Here is a 16597-nt window from a genome sequence, read left to right as displayed (position 1 = left end):
AGGAGCCGCCGCGGCGGGCGCGGGCGCGGGTGCGGCTGCTGCCGGCGCAGGCGCCGCGGCCCCGTCCACTTCCAGCGTCAGCACGACCGAGCCTTCCTTGACCTTGTCGCCCACTTTCACTGCGAGCGACTTCACCACGCCGGCCGCCGATGATGGAATCTCCATCGAGGCCTTGTCCGATTCGACCGTGATCAGCGACTGCTCGGCCTTGACCGCGTCTCCGACATTGACCAGAACCTCGATCACCGCGACTTCGTCGAAGTCGCCGATGTCGGGCACCTTGATTTGTTGTTCGCTCATTTGGACACTTTCAGTTTGAGTGTGAGAACGTCGACCGGTGGGGCCGAATTGCGATCGAATTCGCAGGCGGCGGCAATCCCCGCCTCCGCCACGTCGCGCGAGGTGCGCGACTTGATGTCATAGGCCGCGTGCATCGCGCCGAGCGCAAAGCTGCGTCCCGAGCCGATGGCCCAGAACTCTTTGAACTCGAACACCTCGCGGTAGCTGTAGATGCCGTAGATGCCGCTCTGGTTGGCCATCAGCATCGTGAACTGGCTCGACTCGTAGGGCTCGTGGTCGTCTTCCTTGGTCTGCATGAAGAACGAGTCCTTGAGCACCGGATGCAGCATCGTGAAGGTGCGGAAGATCTCGTGCTTGCTGCCGAACAGGAGCTTCTCGCGCTCCTGCGCGGCCAGCGCGTGCTGCAGCACCAGGAAGTGCGCCGCGGCGCCGGCCATGGCGAACAGGCTGGTGCCCGCCGCATCCTCGACGGTGAAGATCTTCTGATTCGCCTCGGCGCGGTGCGAAAGCCGCGTGTCGCCGAAGGTCACCAGAGAGTCGGCTGCCATCGTGACCTGGCCGCCCTTGCGGACGGCCACTACCGTGGTCATAGCAGGATTCGGCGGTAGTCTGCGAGCACCTGGCCCAGGTAGGCGTTGAAGCGCGCAGCCAGGGCCCCGTCGATCACGCGGTGGTCGTACGACAGCGACAGCGGCAGCGTGAGCCGCGGCACGAACTGCTTGCCGTCCCACACCGGCTTCATCTGGCCCTTGGAGAGACCCAGGATGGCCACTTCGGGGGCGTTGATGATGGGCGTGAAGTGCGTGCCGCCGATGCCGCCCAGCGAGCTGATCGAGAAGCACCCGCCCTGCATGTCGGCCGATCCGAGCTTGCCGTCGCGCGCCTTCTTGGCGAGTTCGCCCATCTCGGCGCTGATCTGCAGGATGCCCTTCTTGTCGGCGTCTTTGAGCACCGGCACCACGAGCCCGTTGGGCGTGTCCGCCGCGAAGCCGATGTTGAAGTACTGCTTGTAGACGAGCTGGTCGCCATCCAGGCTGGCGTTGAAGTCGGGGAATTTCTTCAGCGCAGCAACCACCGCCTTGATCACGAAGGCCAGCATCGTGACCTTGATGCCCGACTTCTCGTTCTCCTTGTTGGTGGAGACGCGGAAGGCCTCGAGCTCGGTGATGTCGGCTTCGTCGTTATTGGTGACGTGCGGAATCATCACCCAGTTGCGGTGCAGGTTCGCGCCGCTCAATTTCTTGATGCGCGAGAGGTCCTTGCGCTCGACCGCACCAAACTTGGCGAAGTCGACCTTGGGCCACGGAATGAGGCCCAGCGCTGCGCCATCGGCGCTGCCGCCACCGGCCGGCGCCTTGGCCGCCGAGGCCTTGGTGCTGGCCTGGCCGCTCATCACGGCCTTGGTGAAGCCCTGGACGTCTTCCTGCGTGATGCGGCCCTTGGGACCGGAGCCCTTGACCTCTTCGAGCGGTACGCCGAGTTCGCGGGCGAACTTGCGCACCGAGGGCGAGGCGTGCGGCAGGTTGGCGCTGGGCGCCGTGGTGGGATCGTGCGGTGCTGCGGCTGCAGGGCTTGCGGCCGGAGCCGGCGAAGCAGCGGCCGGCGCGGGGGCGCTGGCGGTTGCCGCGGCCGGGGCGGCTGCAGCAGCTTGCGCAGGCGCTGGTGCCGCGGCACCAGCCGAACCTTCCAGGATTGCGATCAGGTCACCGATGTTGACTGTGTCGCCGACCTTGACCTTGAGTTCCTTCAGCACGCCGGCAGCCGACGACGGAATCTCCATCGAGGCCTTGTCCGATTCGACCGTGATCAGCGACTGGTCGGCCGCGATCATGTCGCCCGGCTTCACCAGCAGCTCGATGACCGCGACGTCCTTGAAGTCGCCGATGTCCGGCACCTTGATCTCGACCGGGCCGGAGGCTGCTGCGGGTGCGGCCGCCGGCGCAGGCGCCGCGGCTGCTGGTGCCGGAGCGGCAGCCGAAGGGGCCGGGGCTGCTGCAGGTGCGGGCGCTGCTGCGGCACCTTCGGCCTCCAGCACGAGCACCACCGAGCCTTCTTTCACCTTGCCGCCGACCTCGACCTTGATTTCCTTGACCACACCGGCCGTCGACGACGGAATCTCCATCGACGCCTTGTCCGATTCCACGGTGATGAGCGACTGCTCGGCCTTGACCGTGTCGCCCACCTTCACGAGCACCTCGATCACCGCGACTTCATCGAAATCGCCGATGTCCGGCACCTTTACTTCCACTGCTGCCATATCGTTGTCTCCCGCCGCGAGGCGCCGTTCGTTCGTTGGTTGTTGATGTTCAAGCGTAGAGCGGGTTGACCTTGTCGACATTGATGCCGTACTTCTTGATCGCTTCCACCACCTTGGCCACCGGCACGGTGCCATCTTCGCTCAGCGCCTTGAGCGCAGCCACCACGATGTAGTGACGATTGATCTCGAAGTGTTCGCGCAGCTTGTTGCGGAAGTCGCTGCGGCCGAAACCGTCGGTACCCAGCACCTTGTAGGTGCGGCCCTTCGGGATGAAGGGGCGGATCTGTTCCGCGTAGGCCTTCATGTAGTCGGTCGATGCCACCACCGGGCCGGTCGTGGGCGCGAGTTGCTCGGCCACGAAGGGCACGCGCGGGGTCTGGTCGGGGTGCAGCAGGTTCCAGCGGTCGGCGTCCTGGCCGTCGCGGGTGAGCTCGTTGAAGCTCGGGCAGCTCCACACGGAAGCCGACACGCCCCAGTCCTTCTCGAGCAACTCCTGCGCCGCGAAGCTCTCGCGCAGGATCGTGCCGCTGCCCAGCAGTTGCACCGTCGGTGCTTCCTTGCCCTTGGCTGCCTTGACCACGGGGCCCTGCTTGGACAGGTACATGCCCTTGATGATCTGCTCTTCGGTGCCGGGCTGCAGGCCTGGCATCGCGTAGTTTTCGTTCAGCAGCGTCAGGTAGTAGTAAACGTTGTCCTGCTTCTCGACCATGCGCTTCAGGCCATGGTGCAGGATCACGCCCACTTCGTGCGCGAAGGTCGGGTCGTAGCTCACGCAGTTCGGGATGGTGTTGGCCAGGATGTGGCTGTGACCATCTTCGTGCTGCAGGCCTTCGCCGTTGAGCGTGGTGCGTCCCGAGGTGCCGCCCAGCAGGAAGCCGCGGGCCTGCATGTCGCCCGCCGCCCAGGCCAGGTCGCCGATGCGCTGGAAGCCGAACATCGAGTAGTACACGTAGAACGGCACCATGATGCGGTTGTTCGTGCTGTACGAGGTGGCGGCAGCGATCCAGCTGGACATGCCGCCGGCCTCATTGATGCCTTCCTGCAGGATCTGGCCGGCCTTGTCTTCCTTGTAGTACATGACCTGGTCCTTGTCGACCGGGGTGTACTGCTGGCCTGCGGGGTTATAGATGCCGATCTGGCGGAACAACCCTTCCATGCCGAAGGTGCGGGCCTCGTCCACCAGAATGGGCACCACGCGCGGGCCGAGTGCCTTGTCGCGCAGGAGCTGCGTGAGGAAGCGCACGTAAGCCTGCGTCGTCGAGATCTCGCGGCCTTCGGCCGTGGGCTCCATCACCGACTTGAAGGTCTCCAGCGAGGGCACCGTGAAGCTCTCGTCGGCCTTGGTGCGGCGATGCGGCAGGTAGCCGCCGAGAGCCTTGCGGCGCTCGTGCAGGTACTTCATTTCCGGGGTGTCGTCGGCCGGCTTGTAGAACGGCAGGTCGGCGATCTGGCTGTCCGGGATCGGGATGTTGAAGCGGTCGCGGAAGGCCATGATGTCCTCGTCGCTCAGCTTCTTCGTTTGGTGGACGTTGTTCTTGCCCTCGCCGATCTTGCCCATGCCGAAGCCCTTGACCGTCTTGATCAGGAGCACCGTCGGCTGGCCCTTGTGCTTGACGGCCGCGTCGAAGGCCGCGTAGACCTTCTGCGAGTCGTGGCCGCCACGGCGCAGTTGCCAGATGTCGTCGTCGCTCATCTTGGCGACCATCTCCAGCGTGCGCGGGTCGCGGCCGAAGAAGTGCTTGCGGACGTAGGCGCCGTCGTTGGCCTTGAACGACTGGTAGTCGCCGTCGTTCGTCTCCATCATGATCTTGCGAAGGGCCCCTTCCTTGTCGCGTGCGATCAGCTGGTCCCAGCCGCTGCCCCAGATCAGCTTGATGACGTTCCAACCCGAACCGCGGAATTCGCCTTCGAGCTCCTGGATGATCTTGCCGTTGCCACGCACCGGGCCGTCCAGGCGCTGCAGGTTGCAGTTGATGACGAAGACCAGGTTGTCCAGGCCTTCGCGCGCTGCGAGGCCGATGGCGCCCATCGATTCGACTTCGTCCATTTCGCCGTCGCCGCAGAACACCCAGACCTTGCGGTTCTCGGTGTTGGCAATGCCGCGGGCATGCAGGTACTTCAGAAAGCGCGCCTGGTAGATGGCCATCAGCGGGCCCAGGCCCATCGACACGGTGGGGAACTGCCAGAACTCGGGCATCAGCTTCGGATGCGGGTAGCTGGAGAGGCCCTTGCCGTCCACTTCCTGGCGGAAGTTGAGCAGTTGCTCTTCGCTCAGGCGGCCTTCGAGGTAGGCGCGGGCGTAGATGCCGGGAGAGACGTGGCCCTGGATGTAGAGGCAGTCGCCGCCGTGGTTTTCGCTCTCGGCGTGCCAGAAGTGGTTGAAGCCGGCGCCGAACATGTTCGCCAGCGAGGCAAAGGAGCCGATGTGCCCACCGAGGTCGCCGCCTTCTGCGGGGTGGTGGCGGTTGGCCTTGACCACCATCGCCATCGCGTTCCAGCGCATGTAGGCACGCAGGCGTTCCTCGATCTCCAGGTTGCCGGGGCAACGCTCTTCCTGGTCGGGCTCGATGGTGTTGACGTAGGCAGTGTTGGCAGAGAACGGCTTGTCGATGCTGTGCTGCCGGGCATGTTCGAGCAGCTGCTCGAGAAGGAAGTGGGCCCGCTCGGGACCCTCGCTCTGGATGACGGAAGACAGTGCATCCATCCATTCACGGGTCTCCTGGGCGTCCGCATCGTTTGCGGCCGAGCCGAACAGGTTCTCGGGATTTGCCGACATGCTTGTCTCTCCTTTTAGGGCTGTGGCTGTAATTTAGTGCGCTCTGCAATAAACGCGGGCGAGTTTCGCATAGAAATCCCGTTATTTCAAATGGCGCATGGTGATTTCTTAATGTGATATTTTTGTGACTTTTCCTCCTCAGACGCGACCGTGACGAAATCAATGGCACTGGCGCATTTCCGTCGTTTCCCGAGGGGCATCCCCTAAACTCGCGCGATGCCTTTTTCCTCCCCGCTGGCGGTTGCCCGCAGTGCCGTGAATGCCTCGCCGCTGTCCTGGTGGCGCCGCTGGTGGCGTCGGCAAACGCCCGTGCTGCAGGACGCCGTCGCGATGCTGGCGCCGATGGCGGCCGTACTGCTGTTCCTTGCCGCCATCGTTTCCGCCTTCTGGTACCTGCGCACCGAAGAAGTCGAGCGCGAGCAGGAGTCGGTACGCCGCGACGTCGAATACGCGCAGCAGCGCATGCGCCTGCGTCTGCTGGAGCGCCAGGAGCAGCTGATGCGCATCGCGCGCGATGCCTCCAACCGCGAGATCGACCCCACCGAGTTCACCAGCCGCGCCGAATCGCTCGTGAGCCAGTTCCCCGAGCTGCAGACCATCACCTGGATCGACGACCGCCGCCGATTCAAGGCCGGCTATGCGGCGCCGAGCGTGCATCCGGCGCAGCAGCACCTGATCGGCGACGTGCTGCGGCCCGGCGACATCGAGAGCAACTACGCCCTGGCGCGCGAGCTGCGCCAGCCGGTGTATTCGCAGCCCGTGGCCGGTGGCGATCCGGCCGCGATGCTTCAGCTGCACATCCCGCTGTTCGACCAGGGCCTTTTCGCGGGCGTCGTGCTCGGCGAGTTCTCGGTCGACGGGTTGCTGCGCTACGGCATGCCCTCCGAGGTGCAGGCGCGTTATGCGGTCTCGCTGCTCGACGCCAAGGGCAACGTCATTGCCGGCAACACGGCCAATCTGAAGGACAGCGGCACGCGGCTGCTGCCGTGGTCGGAGCGGACCAACGAATACGAAGTGCCCGTGTCGCCCGTCGGCAATGCGCTGCTGCTGCGCGCACAGGCCTACCGCACCTCGCAGGGGGTGGTGGGCAATGGCCTCTTCTGGCTGGTCTGCGCGCTCAGCGTGCTCACGAGCTGGATGCTGATCGGCACCTGGCGCCACACGCGCCGGCGCCTGCAGGCGCAGCAGCGGCTGGTCGCAGAGACCAACTTCCGCCGCGCGATGGAAAACTCCATGCTGACCGGCATGCGCGTGCTCGACCTGCAAGGGCGCATCACTTATGTGAATGCCGCGTTCTGCGCGATGACCGGCTGGAGCGAAGCCGAGCTGGTCGGCCAGTCGCCGCCCTTCCCCTACTGGCTCGAATCCGACCGCGAAGTGATGAACGAGCGGCTCGAAGAAGAGTTGCACGGCCGCGCCCTGCCCGGCGGTTTCCAGGTGCGCGTGAAACGAAAGAACGGCAGCGTGTTCAACGCCCGGCTCTACGTCTCTCCGTTGATCGACGCACGCGGCCACCAGACCGGCTGGATGACGTCGATGACCGACATCACCGAGCCGACGCGCATCCGCGAGCAGTTGTCGGCATCGTACGAACGCTTCACCACGGTGCTCGAAGCGCTCGACGCCGCCGTGTCGGTTGCGCCCATCGGCAGCGAAGAGCTGCTGTTCGCCAACAAGCTGTATCGCCTCTGGTTCGGCTCCGACACCGTGGGCCATCTGGGCATGGTGGCGCAGGCAGGCGTGCCGGCGTCGAACGCGCACGACGAGGGTCTGGACGATGTGGACCCGTATGCCGGTCTTCCGATCGACACGCTTACTGCGGCACAAGCGGCCAACAACGAAATCTTCGTGCCGCACCTGGGCAAATGGCTCGAAGTGCGCTCGCGCTACCTGACATGGGTGGACGGCCGCCTCGCGCAGCTCGTGATTGCCACTGACATCACGCCGCGCCGCGATGCCGAAGAGCAAGCCGCCGCGCAGGCCGACAAGGCCCAGGCCGCGAGCCGCCTCATCACGATGGGCGAGATGGCGTCTAGCGTCGCGCACGAACTCAACCAGCCGCTCACGGCCATCACCAACTACTGCAACGGGATGATGTCGCGCATCAAGGGGCAGACGATCGACACCGAGGCGCTGCTTGCCGCGCTGGAGAAGACCTCCAAGCAGGCGCAGCGCGCGGGCCAGATCATCCAGCGCATCCGCTCCTTCGTGAAACGCAGCGAGCCCAACCGCACACCGGCCGACGTGGCCACCATGGTGAGCGAAGCGGTCGAGCTCGCGGGCATCGAACTGCGCCGCCGCAACGTGCGCCTGAACCACTATGTGGCCGCGCGGCTGCCGGTGGTGCGGGTCGATCCGATCCTGATCGAGCAGGTGATGGTCAACCTGCTGAAGAACGCGGCCGAATCCATCGACCTGGCCGACCGGCCGCTCGCGCGCCGCAGCGTCGAGCTGCGCGTGCTTCCCAAGACCATCGAGGGACAGAACGCCATCGAGTTCTCGGTGCAGGACACGGGCAAGGGACTCTCGCCCGAAGTGATGGACCGGCTCTATGAAGCCTTCTTCTCCACCAAGCCCGAAGGCATGGGCATCGGGTTGAATTTATGTCGCACGATTGTGGAATCGCACCGCGGCCGGATGCAGGCGGAGAACATCTACAATGGCCCGGATGTGATCGGATGCCGTTTTTCCTTCTGGATTCCGGTGTTGGACGCTATCAGTTCCGTAGCTAGCGACGAGGCAAAGGTACCTGCATGAGTTTGATTCCGAAGAAGGGCACGGTCTACGTCGTCGACGATGACGAAGCCGTACGCGATTCGCTGCAATGGCTGCTCGAAGGCAAGGACTACAGAGTCCGCTGTTTCGATTCCGCCGAATCCTTTCTCTCCCGATACGACCCGCGCGAAGTCGCCTGTTTGATCGTCGACATCCGCATGGCCGGCATGACCGGCCTCGAATTGCAGGATCGGCTGATCGAGCGGCGCTCCCCGCTGCCGATCGTGGTCATCACCGGCCACGGCGACGTGCCGATGGCGGTGGACAGCATGAAGAAGGGCGCAATGGATTTCATCCAGAAGCCCTTCAACGACGAAGAGCTCGTCACGCTGGTCGAGCGCATGCTCGAACATGCGCGCGGCGCCTTCACGCAGCACCAGCAGTCGGCCAGCCGCGACGCGCTGCTGTCCAAGCTCACCGGCCGCGAGGCGCAGGTGCTCGAGCGCATCGTCGCCGGCCGCCTGAACAAGCAGATCGCCGACGACCTGGGCATCAGCATCAAGACGGTGGAGGCGCACCGCGCCAACATCATGGAAAAGCTCAACGCCAACACCGTGGCCGACCTCCTGAAGATCGCCCTCGGACAGGCGGCACCCGCGGCCAAGGCCTAGAAGCTATTTCCCCGATAGCGATGCATATCCCCCACGCCTGCGCAAGCGGGCGTTTTTACTTGGAAAATCGAAACCGATGACCGCCCAACTGATCGACGGCAACGCCCTCGCCAAAACCATCCGCGCCGAAGTCGCAGGCCGCACCGCCGCACTCAAGGCCCGTGGCGTGAACCCGGCCCTCTCCATCATCCTCGTGGGCGAAGACCCGGCCAGCCAGGTCTACACGAAGCACAAGGTCAACGACAGCACGCAGACGGGCCTGGAGGCCACGCTGGAGACCTACCCCGCCGACATGACCGAGGCCGACCTGCTGGCCCGCATCCGCGCGCTCAACGACGACCCGAAGGTCCACGGCATCCTCGTGCAGTTGCCACTGCCCAAGCACATGGACAGCCAGAAGGTCATCGAGACGATCTCGCCCGCCAAGGACGTGGACGGCTTCCATGTCGCCAGCGCCGGCGCGCTGATGACCGGCGCGCCCGGCTTCTGGCCCTGTACGCCGCATGGCTGCATGAAGATGCTCGAAGCCATCGGCTACGACCTGCGCGGCAAGCATGCGGTGGTCATCGGCCGCAGCAACATCGTCGGCAAGCCGATGGCCATGATGCTGCTGGCCAAGAGCGCCACCGTGACCATCTGCCACAGCGCCACGCAGGACCTGGGTGCCATCACCCGTCAGGCCGACGTGATTGTTGCCGCCGTCGGCAAGCTCAACCTGCTCACCGCCGACATGGTGAAACCGGGCGCCGTCGTCATCGATGTCGGCATGAACCGCAAGGCAGACGGCAAGCTCGCCGGCGACGTCGATTTCGACGCGGTGAAGGAAGTGGCCGGCTGGATCACCCCCGTGCCCGGCGGCGTCGGCCCCATGACCCGCGCCATGCTGCTCGCCAACACCCTTGAAGCCGCCGAACGCGCCGCAAAGTAACTTTCATGGCCACCACGAACAACCCCCTCCTCGACTTCACCGATCTCCCGCTGTTCGACCGCATCAGGCCCGAACACGTGGCGCCCGCCGTGGACACGCTGCTGGCCGAGGCCGAGGCCGCATTGCAGGCCGTGACGGCGGCTGAATTTCCCGCCGACTGGAATGCGATCTCGAAGGTGCTCGACGTGGCCTCCGAACGCTTCAGCCGCGCCTGGGGCGCGGTCGGTCACCTGAACGCCGTGGCCGACACGCCCGAGCTGCGCGCCGCCTACAACGAGGCCATGCCGCGCGTGACCGCCTTCTGGACCCGCCTGGGCTCCGACGAACGCCTTTACGCGAAATACAAGGCCATCGACGTCGCGACGCTCAATGCCGAGCAGCGCCAGGCGCACCGCAACGCCGTGCGCAACTTCGTGCTCGGCGGCGCCGAGCTGCAGGGCGACGCCAAGAAGCGCTTCGCCGACATCCAGGAGCGCCAGGCCGAGCTGAGCCAGAAGTTCAGCGAGAACGCGCTCGATGCCACCGACGCCTTCGCCTACTACGCCAAGTTCGGCGAGCTCGAAGGCGTGCCGGAAGACGTGGTGAGCGCCGCACGCTCGGCCGCCGAGGCCGAAGGCAAGGCGGGTTACAAGCTCACGCTCAAGATGCCCTGTTACCTGCCGGTGATGCAGTTCGCCAGGAGCAGCGCCTTGCGCGAAACGCTCTACCGCGCCTACGTGACGCGTGCGAGCGAATTCGGCGATGCGGCCTTCGACAACACCGCGCTGATCACCGAGATCCTCGCGTTGCGCGAAGAAGAGGCCAAGCTGCTGGGCTACCAGAATTTCGGCGAACTCTCGGTGGTGCCGAAGATGGCCGAATCGCCCGAACAGGTGGTCAAGTTCCTGCGCGACCTGGCGACCAAGGCCAAGCCTTATGGCGAGCGCGACCTCGCCGACCTGCGCGCTTTTGCCGCCGCGCAATTGAACATCACCGATCCACAGCCCTGGGACTGGAGCTACATCGGCGAGAAGCTCAAGGAAGCGCGCTATGCATTCAGCGAGCAGGAGGTGAAGCAGTACTTCCCTGCGCCGAAGGTGATGGCGGGCCTGTTCAAGATCGTCGAGACGCTGTTCGAAGTGTCGATCCGCCGCGACAGCGCGCCGACGTGGCACCCGAGCGTCGAGTTCTACCGCATCGAGCGCGCCGGCCAGAAGGTCGGGCAGTTCTACCTCGACCCCTCCGCTCGCGCCGCCAAGCGCGGCGGCGCCTGGATGGACGACGTGCGCGCTCGGTGGCTGCGCCCCGACAACGGCGTGCTGCAGACGCCCATCGCGCAGCTGGTCTGCAACTTCGCGAGCGGTGTCGACGGCAAGCCGCCGCTCCTCACGCACGACGACGTGACCACCCTCTTCCACGAGTTCGGCCACGGCCTGCACCACATGCTCACGCAGGTGAACGAGCGCGACGTCTCGGGCATCAGCGGCGTCGAGTGGGACGCGGTCGAGCTGCCGAGCCAGTTCATGGAGAACTTCTGCTGGGAGTGGGACGTGCTCAGCCACATGACGGCCCACGTCGACACCGGCGAGCCGCTGCCGCGCGCCCTTTTTGACAAGATGACCGCCGCCAAGAACTTCCAGAGCGGCCTGCAGACGCTGCGGCAGATCGAGTTCTCGCTGTTCGACATGCTGCTGCACACCGAATACCACGCGGCCACCGCCAAGCCCGGCGACGTGATGGCGCTGCTGGGCAAGGTGCGCAGCGAAGTGGCGGTGATGCCCTCGCCGCCTTTCAGCCGCACGCCGAATACGTTCAGCCACATCTTCTCGGGCGGCTACGCGGCCGGCTACTACAGCTACAAGTGGGCCGAGGTGCTGAGCGCCGACGCCTACGCAGCCTTCGAGGAAACCGTGGGCGCCGACGGCGAGCCGAACATCGAGACCGGCCGCAAGTACCGCCAGGCCATCCTGGAGGCCGGCGGCAGCCGCAGCGCCATGGATTCGTTCAAGGCTTTCCGCGGCCGCGAGCCCCAGCTTGATGCATTGCTGCGACACCAGGGCATGGCCGAGGCCCAGCCCGCTTGATGCGGGGCTGAAGCTTGCGATACTCGGGATATGTATCTGACCTCTTACAAATCCCCGTCGCGTCGCCTGACCTGTCTCGCCCTGCTGCTCGTCGCGGCGGGCGCGATGGCCCAGCCGATCTATCGCAACGTCGACAAGAACGGCAAGGTCACATTCTCGGACCGCGCGCCCGCCGCCAGCACCGAGCCAGCCGCGGCACCACAGGGCGCCGCCGCGCCGGCCAACACGGCAGGCCTCCCCTATGAACTGCGGCAGGTGGCGCAGCGCTATCCCGTCACGCTCTACACCAGCGAAGACTGCGCCCCCTGCAGCGCGGCCCGCACGCTGCTCACCACGCGGGGCATTCCGTTCGACGAGCGCACGGTCAAGAGCAATGAAGAAATCGAGGCGCTGCAGCGCCTGAGCAGCCAGAGTTCGCTGCCGCTGCTCACCATCGGCTCACAGCAGCTCAAGGGGTACGCGGACAACGAGTGGTCGCAGTACCTCGACGCAGCCGGCTACCCCAAGAGCAACAGCCTGCCCGCCGGCTACCGCAATGGGCCAGCCCGGCCACTGATCGCCGCGCAACAGGCGGCACCCGCACCCCGCGCCGCGGCACCCGCTGTGCAACCCGCGCCACCGCCCGCTGCCCCGAGCGATCCGGGTGCGGGCAACCCGGCCGGCATCAAGTTCTGACGCCGGGCGGTTCACCGCCTCAGGCGAACTGCATCGTCTGGACGCCGGTCGCGGTGCCTAGCAGGCATACGTCGGCCTTCTGATGGGCGAAGACGCCGACCGTCACCACGCCGGGCCATTGGCTCACTTCGGACTCGAAGGCGAGCGGATCGCTGATTTGCAGGCCCGTCACGTCGACGATGTGCTGGCCGTTGTCGGTCACCAGCGGCAGGCCATCCTTTTCGCGCACCTGCGCAATGCCCCCAAGGCTGGCGAACTGGCGCATCACCCGGCGCACCGCCATCGGGATCACCTCCACCGGCAGCGGAAAGGCGCCCAGCGTCTCGACCAGCTTGGAGGCGTCGGCGATGCACACGAAGCGCTTGGACTGGGCCGCGACGATCTTCTCGCGCGTGAGCGCCGCGCCGCCGCCCTTCACCATGAAGCCCCGGTGATCGATTTCGTCGGCGCCGTCGATGTAGACGGCCAGCTCTTCCACCTCGTTGCTGTCGAACACCGGGATGCCCAGCGCCCGCAGGCGTTCGGTCGATGCGACCGAGCTCGAGACAGCGCCTTTGATCTCGTCCTTGATCGTGGCCAGCGCGTCGATGAACTTGTTGACCGTCGAGCCGGTGCCGACGCCGACGATCTCGCCCTTGACCACGTAGGCCAATGCGGCGCGGCCAACCTGGGCCTTCAGTTCGTCCTGGGAAAGCGCGGCGGGCGCGGGGGATGGGGAGGCGGGTGCGGTCATCGCGGAGAATCCTTGGCTCATTGAAGTCGAGAATTATCCGATGCCCCTGCTGCTGCCCTCTTCGCTCTACGGCCTGGCCCGCCCTTTCCTGTTCGGCTTCGATCCCGAGCACGCCCACGAAATCACGCTCGACGGCCTGGCCCGCACGCAGAACACGCCGCTGGCCTGCGCCTATTCCGCCCCACGCGTGGACGACCCCGTCACGCTGGCCGGGCTGACCTTTCCGAACCGCGTCGGCCTGGCGGCCGGTCTCGACAAGAACGCGCGCTGCATCGACGCCTTTGCAGCCATGGGTTTCGGTTTCGTCGAAGTCGGCACGGTGACGCCGAAGGCGCAGCCGGGCAACCCGAAGCCGCGCATGTTCCGCCTGCCGCAGCGTGACGCACTGATCAATCGGCTCGGCTTCAACAACGAAGGACTCGACGCCTTCCTGGCCAACGTGCAGAAGGCGCGTTTTCGCAAGAGCGCCGGCAGCAAGACGCCGATGCTCCTGGGCCTGAACATCGGCAAGAACGCCGCCACGCCGATCGAGCGCGCGGTGGACGATTACCTGGCCTGCCTCGACGGCGTGTACGCGCATGCCGACTACGTGACGATCAACATCTCGAGCCCCAACACGGCCAACCTTCGCACACTGCAGAGCGACGAAGCGCTCGATGCGCTGGTGGGCGCAGTGGCCGAGCAGCGCGAGGCGCTGGCCACGCGCCACGGCAAGCGCTCGCCGTTATTCGTGAAGATCGCGCCCGATCTCGATGAAGCCCAGGTCGCGGTCATCGCCGCCACGCTGCAGCGTCACCGCATGGACGGCGTGATCGCGACCAACACCACGCTGGCGCGCGATGCAGTGGCGGGTCTGCCGCATGCGGACGAAGCCGGCGGCCTGTCGGGGGCGCCGGTGCGCGAGGCGAGCAACCGCGTGATTGCGCAACTGCGCGCGGCGTTGGGGACGGACTTCCCGATCATCGGCGTGGGCGGCATCCTGGGCGCGGCCGATGCAAAGGCCAAGATCGCCGCGGGCGCGGACGTGGTGCAGATCTACACCGGACTGATCTATCGCGGCCCCGCGCTGGTCCGCGAAGCGGCCCAGGCGCTGCTGCGCGACCGCAGCAAGGCCTGAGGCCTTTTCACTTCTTCAGCGCATGCGCCAGAGGATTGGCGCAAGGACGGCCGCCCAGCGCAGCAAGCGCTTCGGGCGAATCACCACAACGGCAGTTGCGGCGACGACACCAGCGGCCACCGGATGCGCCCGCGCGATACGCAGTGCAGCGGCGGTGGCCGATTCGTTCGGCGGAGGTGCCTCGCGCTCCTGCTCCGTGGCGCCCGCCGGCTGCGTCTCGCGACCGCCCTGCAGGGTCGCGATGCGCTCGCGCTGACGCTCCATTCGCGCCAGCAATTCCTCGCGCGTGGTCGGCCGCGGGGGGCGCGGGGCTTCTTCGTCTTCTGGGTCCTTGCCGATACCGAAGCTGTCCTGCACCCAGGCCCAGTCGCGCGCGAACTCCTGGCGTGCCGGCACGAAGCTGTTGGAAGCGTTGCGCAAGGTCAGCAGCAAGCCGACGGCAGCACTCACCCAGAGCACGATCCACACGCCGGCCACCGACCATGCGGCCGTGATGCGGTACGGCGTTTCCCAGAAATGCACCACCACGGCCATCGACAGCAAAGCCACCGTGACGGTGGTCAGCCCGAGCACGGCCACCACGAGAACGAGCATCAGCTTCAGGCGCTGCTTTTCGTCCTCCCAGGCCATGCGCAGCAGTTGCACCCGGTCTTCGGCGGCGAGTGCGCCTTCGGCAGCGGCAATGCGCAACTGGCGGATACGGCCGCTCAAGCCGAACAGGGAGAGCAGCCTCATGCGCATGCTCCAGCCCCGCTCAGCGAGCGGCGGCGAACGGTCCGGCAGTGCGCGCTTGGGTCAGCGCGATCAGCGGCGGCCAAGCAACAGACCCACCAGCACGCCGACGGCCAGTGCGGCGCCTGCGATCTGCCAAGGTTCGTCGTGGGCATAGGCGTTGGTGGCGGTGGCCGCCTCGCGCGCCTTCTTGGCGGCGAGCTTGCTCTTCTCGGCTGCGAGTTCGCGCGCGATGGCGAGCTTGGTGTCGATGCGCTGACGCAGCGCCTTGATGTGAGGAACCGAATCCAGGTCCTTGCTGGCCAGCACGCCGCGCACGTCGCTTGCGATGTCTTCGGCTGCTGCTTCAAGATTTTGGGATGCACTCATTGGAATCTTTCCTCCGTGATGACACCGGCACCGCGCCGGCGGCTTCACGCCAGCAAATGGCGTGGTGTCATGTTACAGGCTCGAAAGCCCCTCATGCGCGGCAGATGTGCAGACTTGTGCACGCGTTGCTTCACACATCGGCCAGCAACCGCGCAACGTGAGCGCCGATCGCGAGGCTGCTGGTGAGGCCCGGCGATTCGATGCCGAACAGGTTGACCAGGCCCGGCACGCCATGCGAATCAGGGCCGTCGATCCGGAAGTCGGCGGCAGGCTCGCCAGGTCCGGAGATCTTGGGTCGCATGCCGGCGTAGCCGGGGATCAATCCGCCGTCGGGCAATGCCGGCCAATACTTGCGCACCTCGGCATAGAAACCGTCACCGCGGGCGGAATCCACCACAAGATCATCGGCCGACTCGACCCACTGCACGTCGGGGCCGAACTTGGCTTGGCCACCCAGGTCGATCGTCAGATGCACGCCGAGGCCGCCTGGCTCGGGCACCGGGTAGATGAGGCGGCTGAACGGCGCGCGGCCCGAGAGGGTGAAGTAGTTTCCCTTGGCGAAGTACGCTGTCGGAATTGCCGTGGCAGGGAGGCCTTCGAACCGCCGGGCCAGCGCCGGAGCGCCGAGACCTGCCGCATTGACGACGCTGCGGCAGCGCAGCGCCGTGCCGTCCTCGGCGATCAGCACGATGCCGCTGTCGCTACATTCGGCGCGCGTGATCGGCGACTTCAGTGCCAGCATTCCACCCGCGTTTTCCAGATCCCCGAGCAGGCTCAGCATGAGCGCGTGACTGTCGACGATGCCGGTGCTGGGCGAATGCAGTGCCGCCGTGCAATGCAACTGCGGCTCCAGCTCGCGGGCCTGGTCTGAGGTGATCTGCACGAGGTCGTCGACGCCATTCGCCACTGCCTTCATGCGGATCGCCTCGAGTTGGCCCACTTGGTCGGCCGAGGTAGCCACGATCAGCTTGCCGCAACGCTGGTGCGGCACGCCGCGCTCCGCTGCATAGGCATAAAGCGCCTGCCGCCCTTCGACGCACAGTCGCGCCTTCAGCGAACCCTCCGGGTAATAGATGCCTGCATGGATCACTTCGCTGTTGCGCGAACTGGTCCCGGTGCCAATGGCACCCGCTGCTTCGAGCACCAGCACTTCACGGCCTGCGAGCGCCAAGGCGCGCGCCACTGCCAGCCCCACCACACCACCGCCGATGACGGCGCAATCGAGTTCGTCCATCGCGCAAGCTTATCGCGGCTCGCGCGA

The 16597-nt window shown here is 66.0% G+C and carries 14 protein-coding genes; 6 read left to right on the top strand and 8 right to left on the bottom strand.

What is annotated here, in order from left to right:
- The 4 genes from RT97_RS02600 to aceE form a co-directional block, all read right to left on the bottom strand.
- The coding region (locus RT97_RS02600; RefSeq protein ID WP_042577218.1) for an acetyl-CoA carboxylase biotin carboxyl carrier protein subunit at positions 1 to 300 on the bottom strand (300 nt) is incomplete at its 3' end.
- Positions 297 to 890, bottom strand: coding sequence for an MFS transporter (locus tag RT97_RS02595; RefSeq protein ID WP_042577217.1), 594 nt, complete (start codon positions 888 to 890; stop codon positions 297 to 299). The genes RT97_RS02600 and RT97_RS02595, both read right to left, overlap by 4 nt.
- A complete protein-coding gene (gene aceF, locus RT97_RS02590) occupies positions 887 to 2557 on the bottom strand; it encodes a dihydrolipoyllysine-residue acetyltransferase (protein WP_042577216.1) in 1671 nt (556 codons plus the stop codon). Before aceF ends, RT97_RS02595 begins: the two co-directional genes overlap by 4 nt.
- A 49-nt stretch (positions 2558 to 2606) precedes the next feature.
- Positions 2607 to 5333 (bottom strand): pyruvate dehydrogenase (acetyl-transferring), homodimeric type, encoded by a 2727-nt coding sequence (gene aceE / locus RT97_RS02585; RefSeq protein WP_042577215.1) that lies wholly within the window; start codon positions 5331 to 5333, stop codon positions 2607 to 2609.
- A gap of 216 nt (positions 5334 to 5549) precedes the next feature.
- On the opposite strand from aceE, the gene RT97_RS02580 reads away from it, so the two are divergent.
- The 5 genes from RT97_RS02580 (at position 5550) to RT97_RS02560 (ending at position 12385) form a co-directional block, all read left to right on the top strand.
- Positions 5550 to 8090 carry a PAS domain-containing sensor histidine kinase gene (locus RT97_RS02580; RefSeq protein ID WP_042577214.1) on the top strand — a complete coding sequence of 847 codons (2541 nt, stop codon included), beginning with the start codon at positions 5550 to 5552 and terminating at the stop codon, positions 8088 to 8090.
- Positions 8087 to 8719, top strand: a complete 633-nt coding sequence (locus tag RT97_RS02575; RefSeq protein ID WP_012747279.1) for a response regulator transcription factor — start codon at positions 8087 to 8089, stop codon at positions 8717 to 8719. The genes RT97_RS02580 and RT97_RS02575 overlap by 4 nt, the downstream gene beginning before the upstream one ends.
- Before the next feature lie 76 nt (positions 8720 to 8795).
- Positions 8796 to 9647, top strand: coding sequence for a bifunctional methylenetetrahydrofolate dehydrogenase/methenyltetrahydrofolate cyclohydrolase FolD (gene folD, locus RT97_RS02570; RefSeq protein WP_042577213.1), 852 nt, complete (start codon positions 8796 to 8798; stop codon positions 9645 to 9647).
- 5 nt (positions 9648 to 9652) lie between these two features.
- Positions 9653 to 11710: a M3 family metallopeptidase gene (locus RT97_RS02565; protein WP_042577212.1), complete on the top strand. Its 2058-nt coding sequence runs from the start codon at positions 9653 to 9655 to the stop codon at positions 11708 to 11710.
- A 30-nt stretch (positions 11711 to 11740) separates the two neighbouring features.
- Positions 11741 to 12385 carry a glutaredoxin family protein gene (locus RT97_RS02560; protein ID WP_042577211.1) on the top strand — a complete coding sequence of 215 codons (645 nt, stop codon included), beginning with the start codon at positions 11741 to 11743 and terminating at the stop codon, positions 12383 to 12385.
- 19 nt (positions 12386 to 12404) lie between these two features.
- On the opposite strand, the gene rpiA is transcribed toward RT97_RS02560, so the two are convergent.
- Positions 12405 to 13118, bottom strand: coding sequence for a ribose-5-phosphate isomerase RpiA (gene rpiA / locus RT97_RS02555; RefSeq protein WP_042577210.1), 714 nt, complete (start codon positions 13116 to 13118; stop codon positions 12405 to 12407).
- A 40-nt stretch (positions 13119 to 13158) separates the two neighbouring features.
- Between rpiA and RT97_RS02550 the strand changes: the two genes are divergently transcribed.
- Positions 13159 to 14235 (top strand): quinone-dependent dihydroorotate dehydrogenase, encoded by a 1077-nt coding sequence (locus tag RT97_RS02550; RefSeq protein ID WP_042577209.1) that lies wholly within the window; start codon positions 13159 to 13161, stop codon positions 14233 to 14235.
- A 15-nt stretch (positions 14236 to 14250) separates the two neighbouring features.
- Here RT97_RS02550 and RT97_RS02545 read toward each other — a convergent pair whose 3' ends face one another.
- From RT97_RS02545 to RT97_RS02535, 3 genes are all read right to left on the bottom strand, one after another.
- The gene (locus tag RT97_RS02545) at positions 14251 to 14970 is read right to left on the bottom strand and encodes a phage holin family protein (protein WP_042577208.1); all 720 of its coding nucleotides are present in this window, start codon (positions 14968 to 14970) and stop codon (positions 14251 to 14253) included.
- Between the two features lie 69 nt (positions 14971 to 15039).
- Positions 15040 to 15336: a glycine zipper domain-containing protein gene (locus RT97_RS02540; RefSeq protein ID WP_042577207.1), complete on the bottom strand. Its 297-nt coding sequence runs from the start codon at positions 15334 to 15336 to the stop codon at positions 15040 to 15042.
- 130 nt (positions 15337 to 15466) lie between these two features.
- Positions 15467 to 16570 carry an NAD(P)/FAD-dependent oxidoreductase gene (locus RT97_RS02535; RefSeq protein ID WP_042577206.1) on the bottom strand — a complete coding sequence of 368 codons (1104 nt, stop codon included), beginning with the start codon at positions 16568 to 16570 and terminating at the stop codon, positions 15467 to 15469.
- Positions 16571 to 16597: the final 27 nt, after the last annotated feature.

The organism is Variovorax paradoxus, from assembly GCF_000834655.1.
Classification (GTDB): Bacteria; Pseudomonadota; Gammaproteobacteria; order Burkholderiales; family Burkholderiaceae_C; genus Variovorax; species Variovorax paradoxus_F.
The sequence above is the reverse complement of the archived record's forward strand: the minus strand, read 5'-3'. Positions and strand labels throughout refer to the sequence as shown.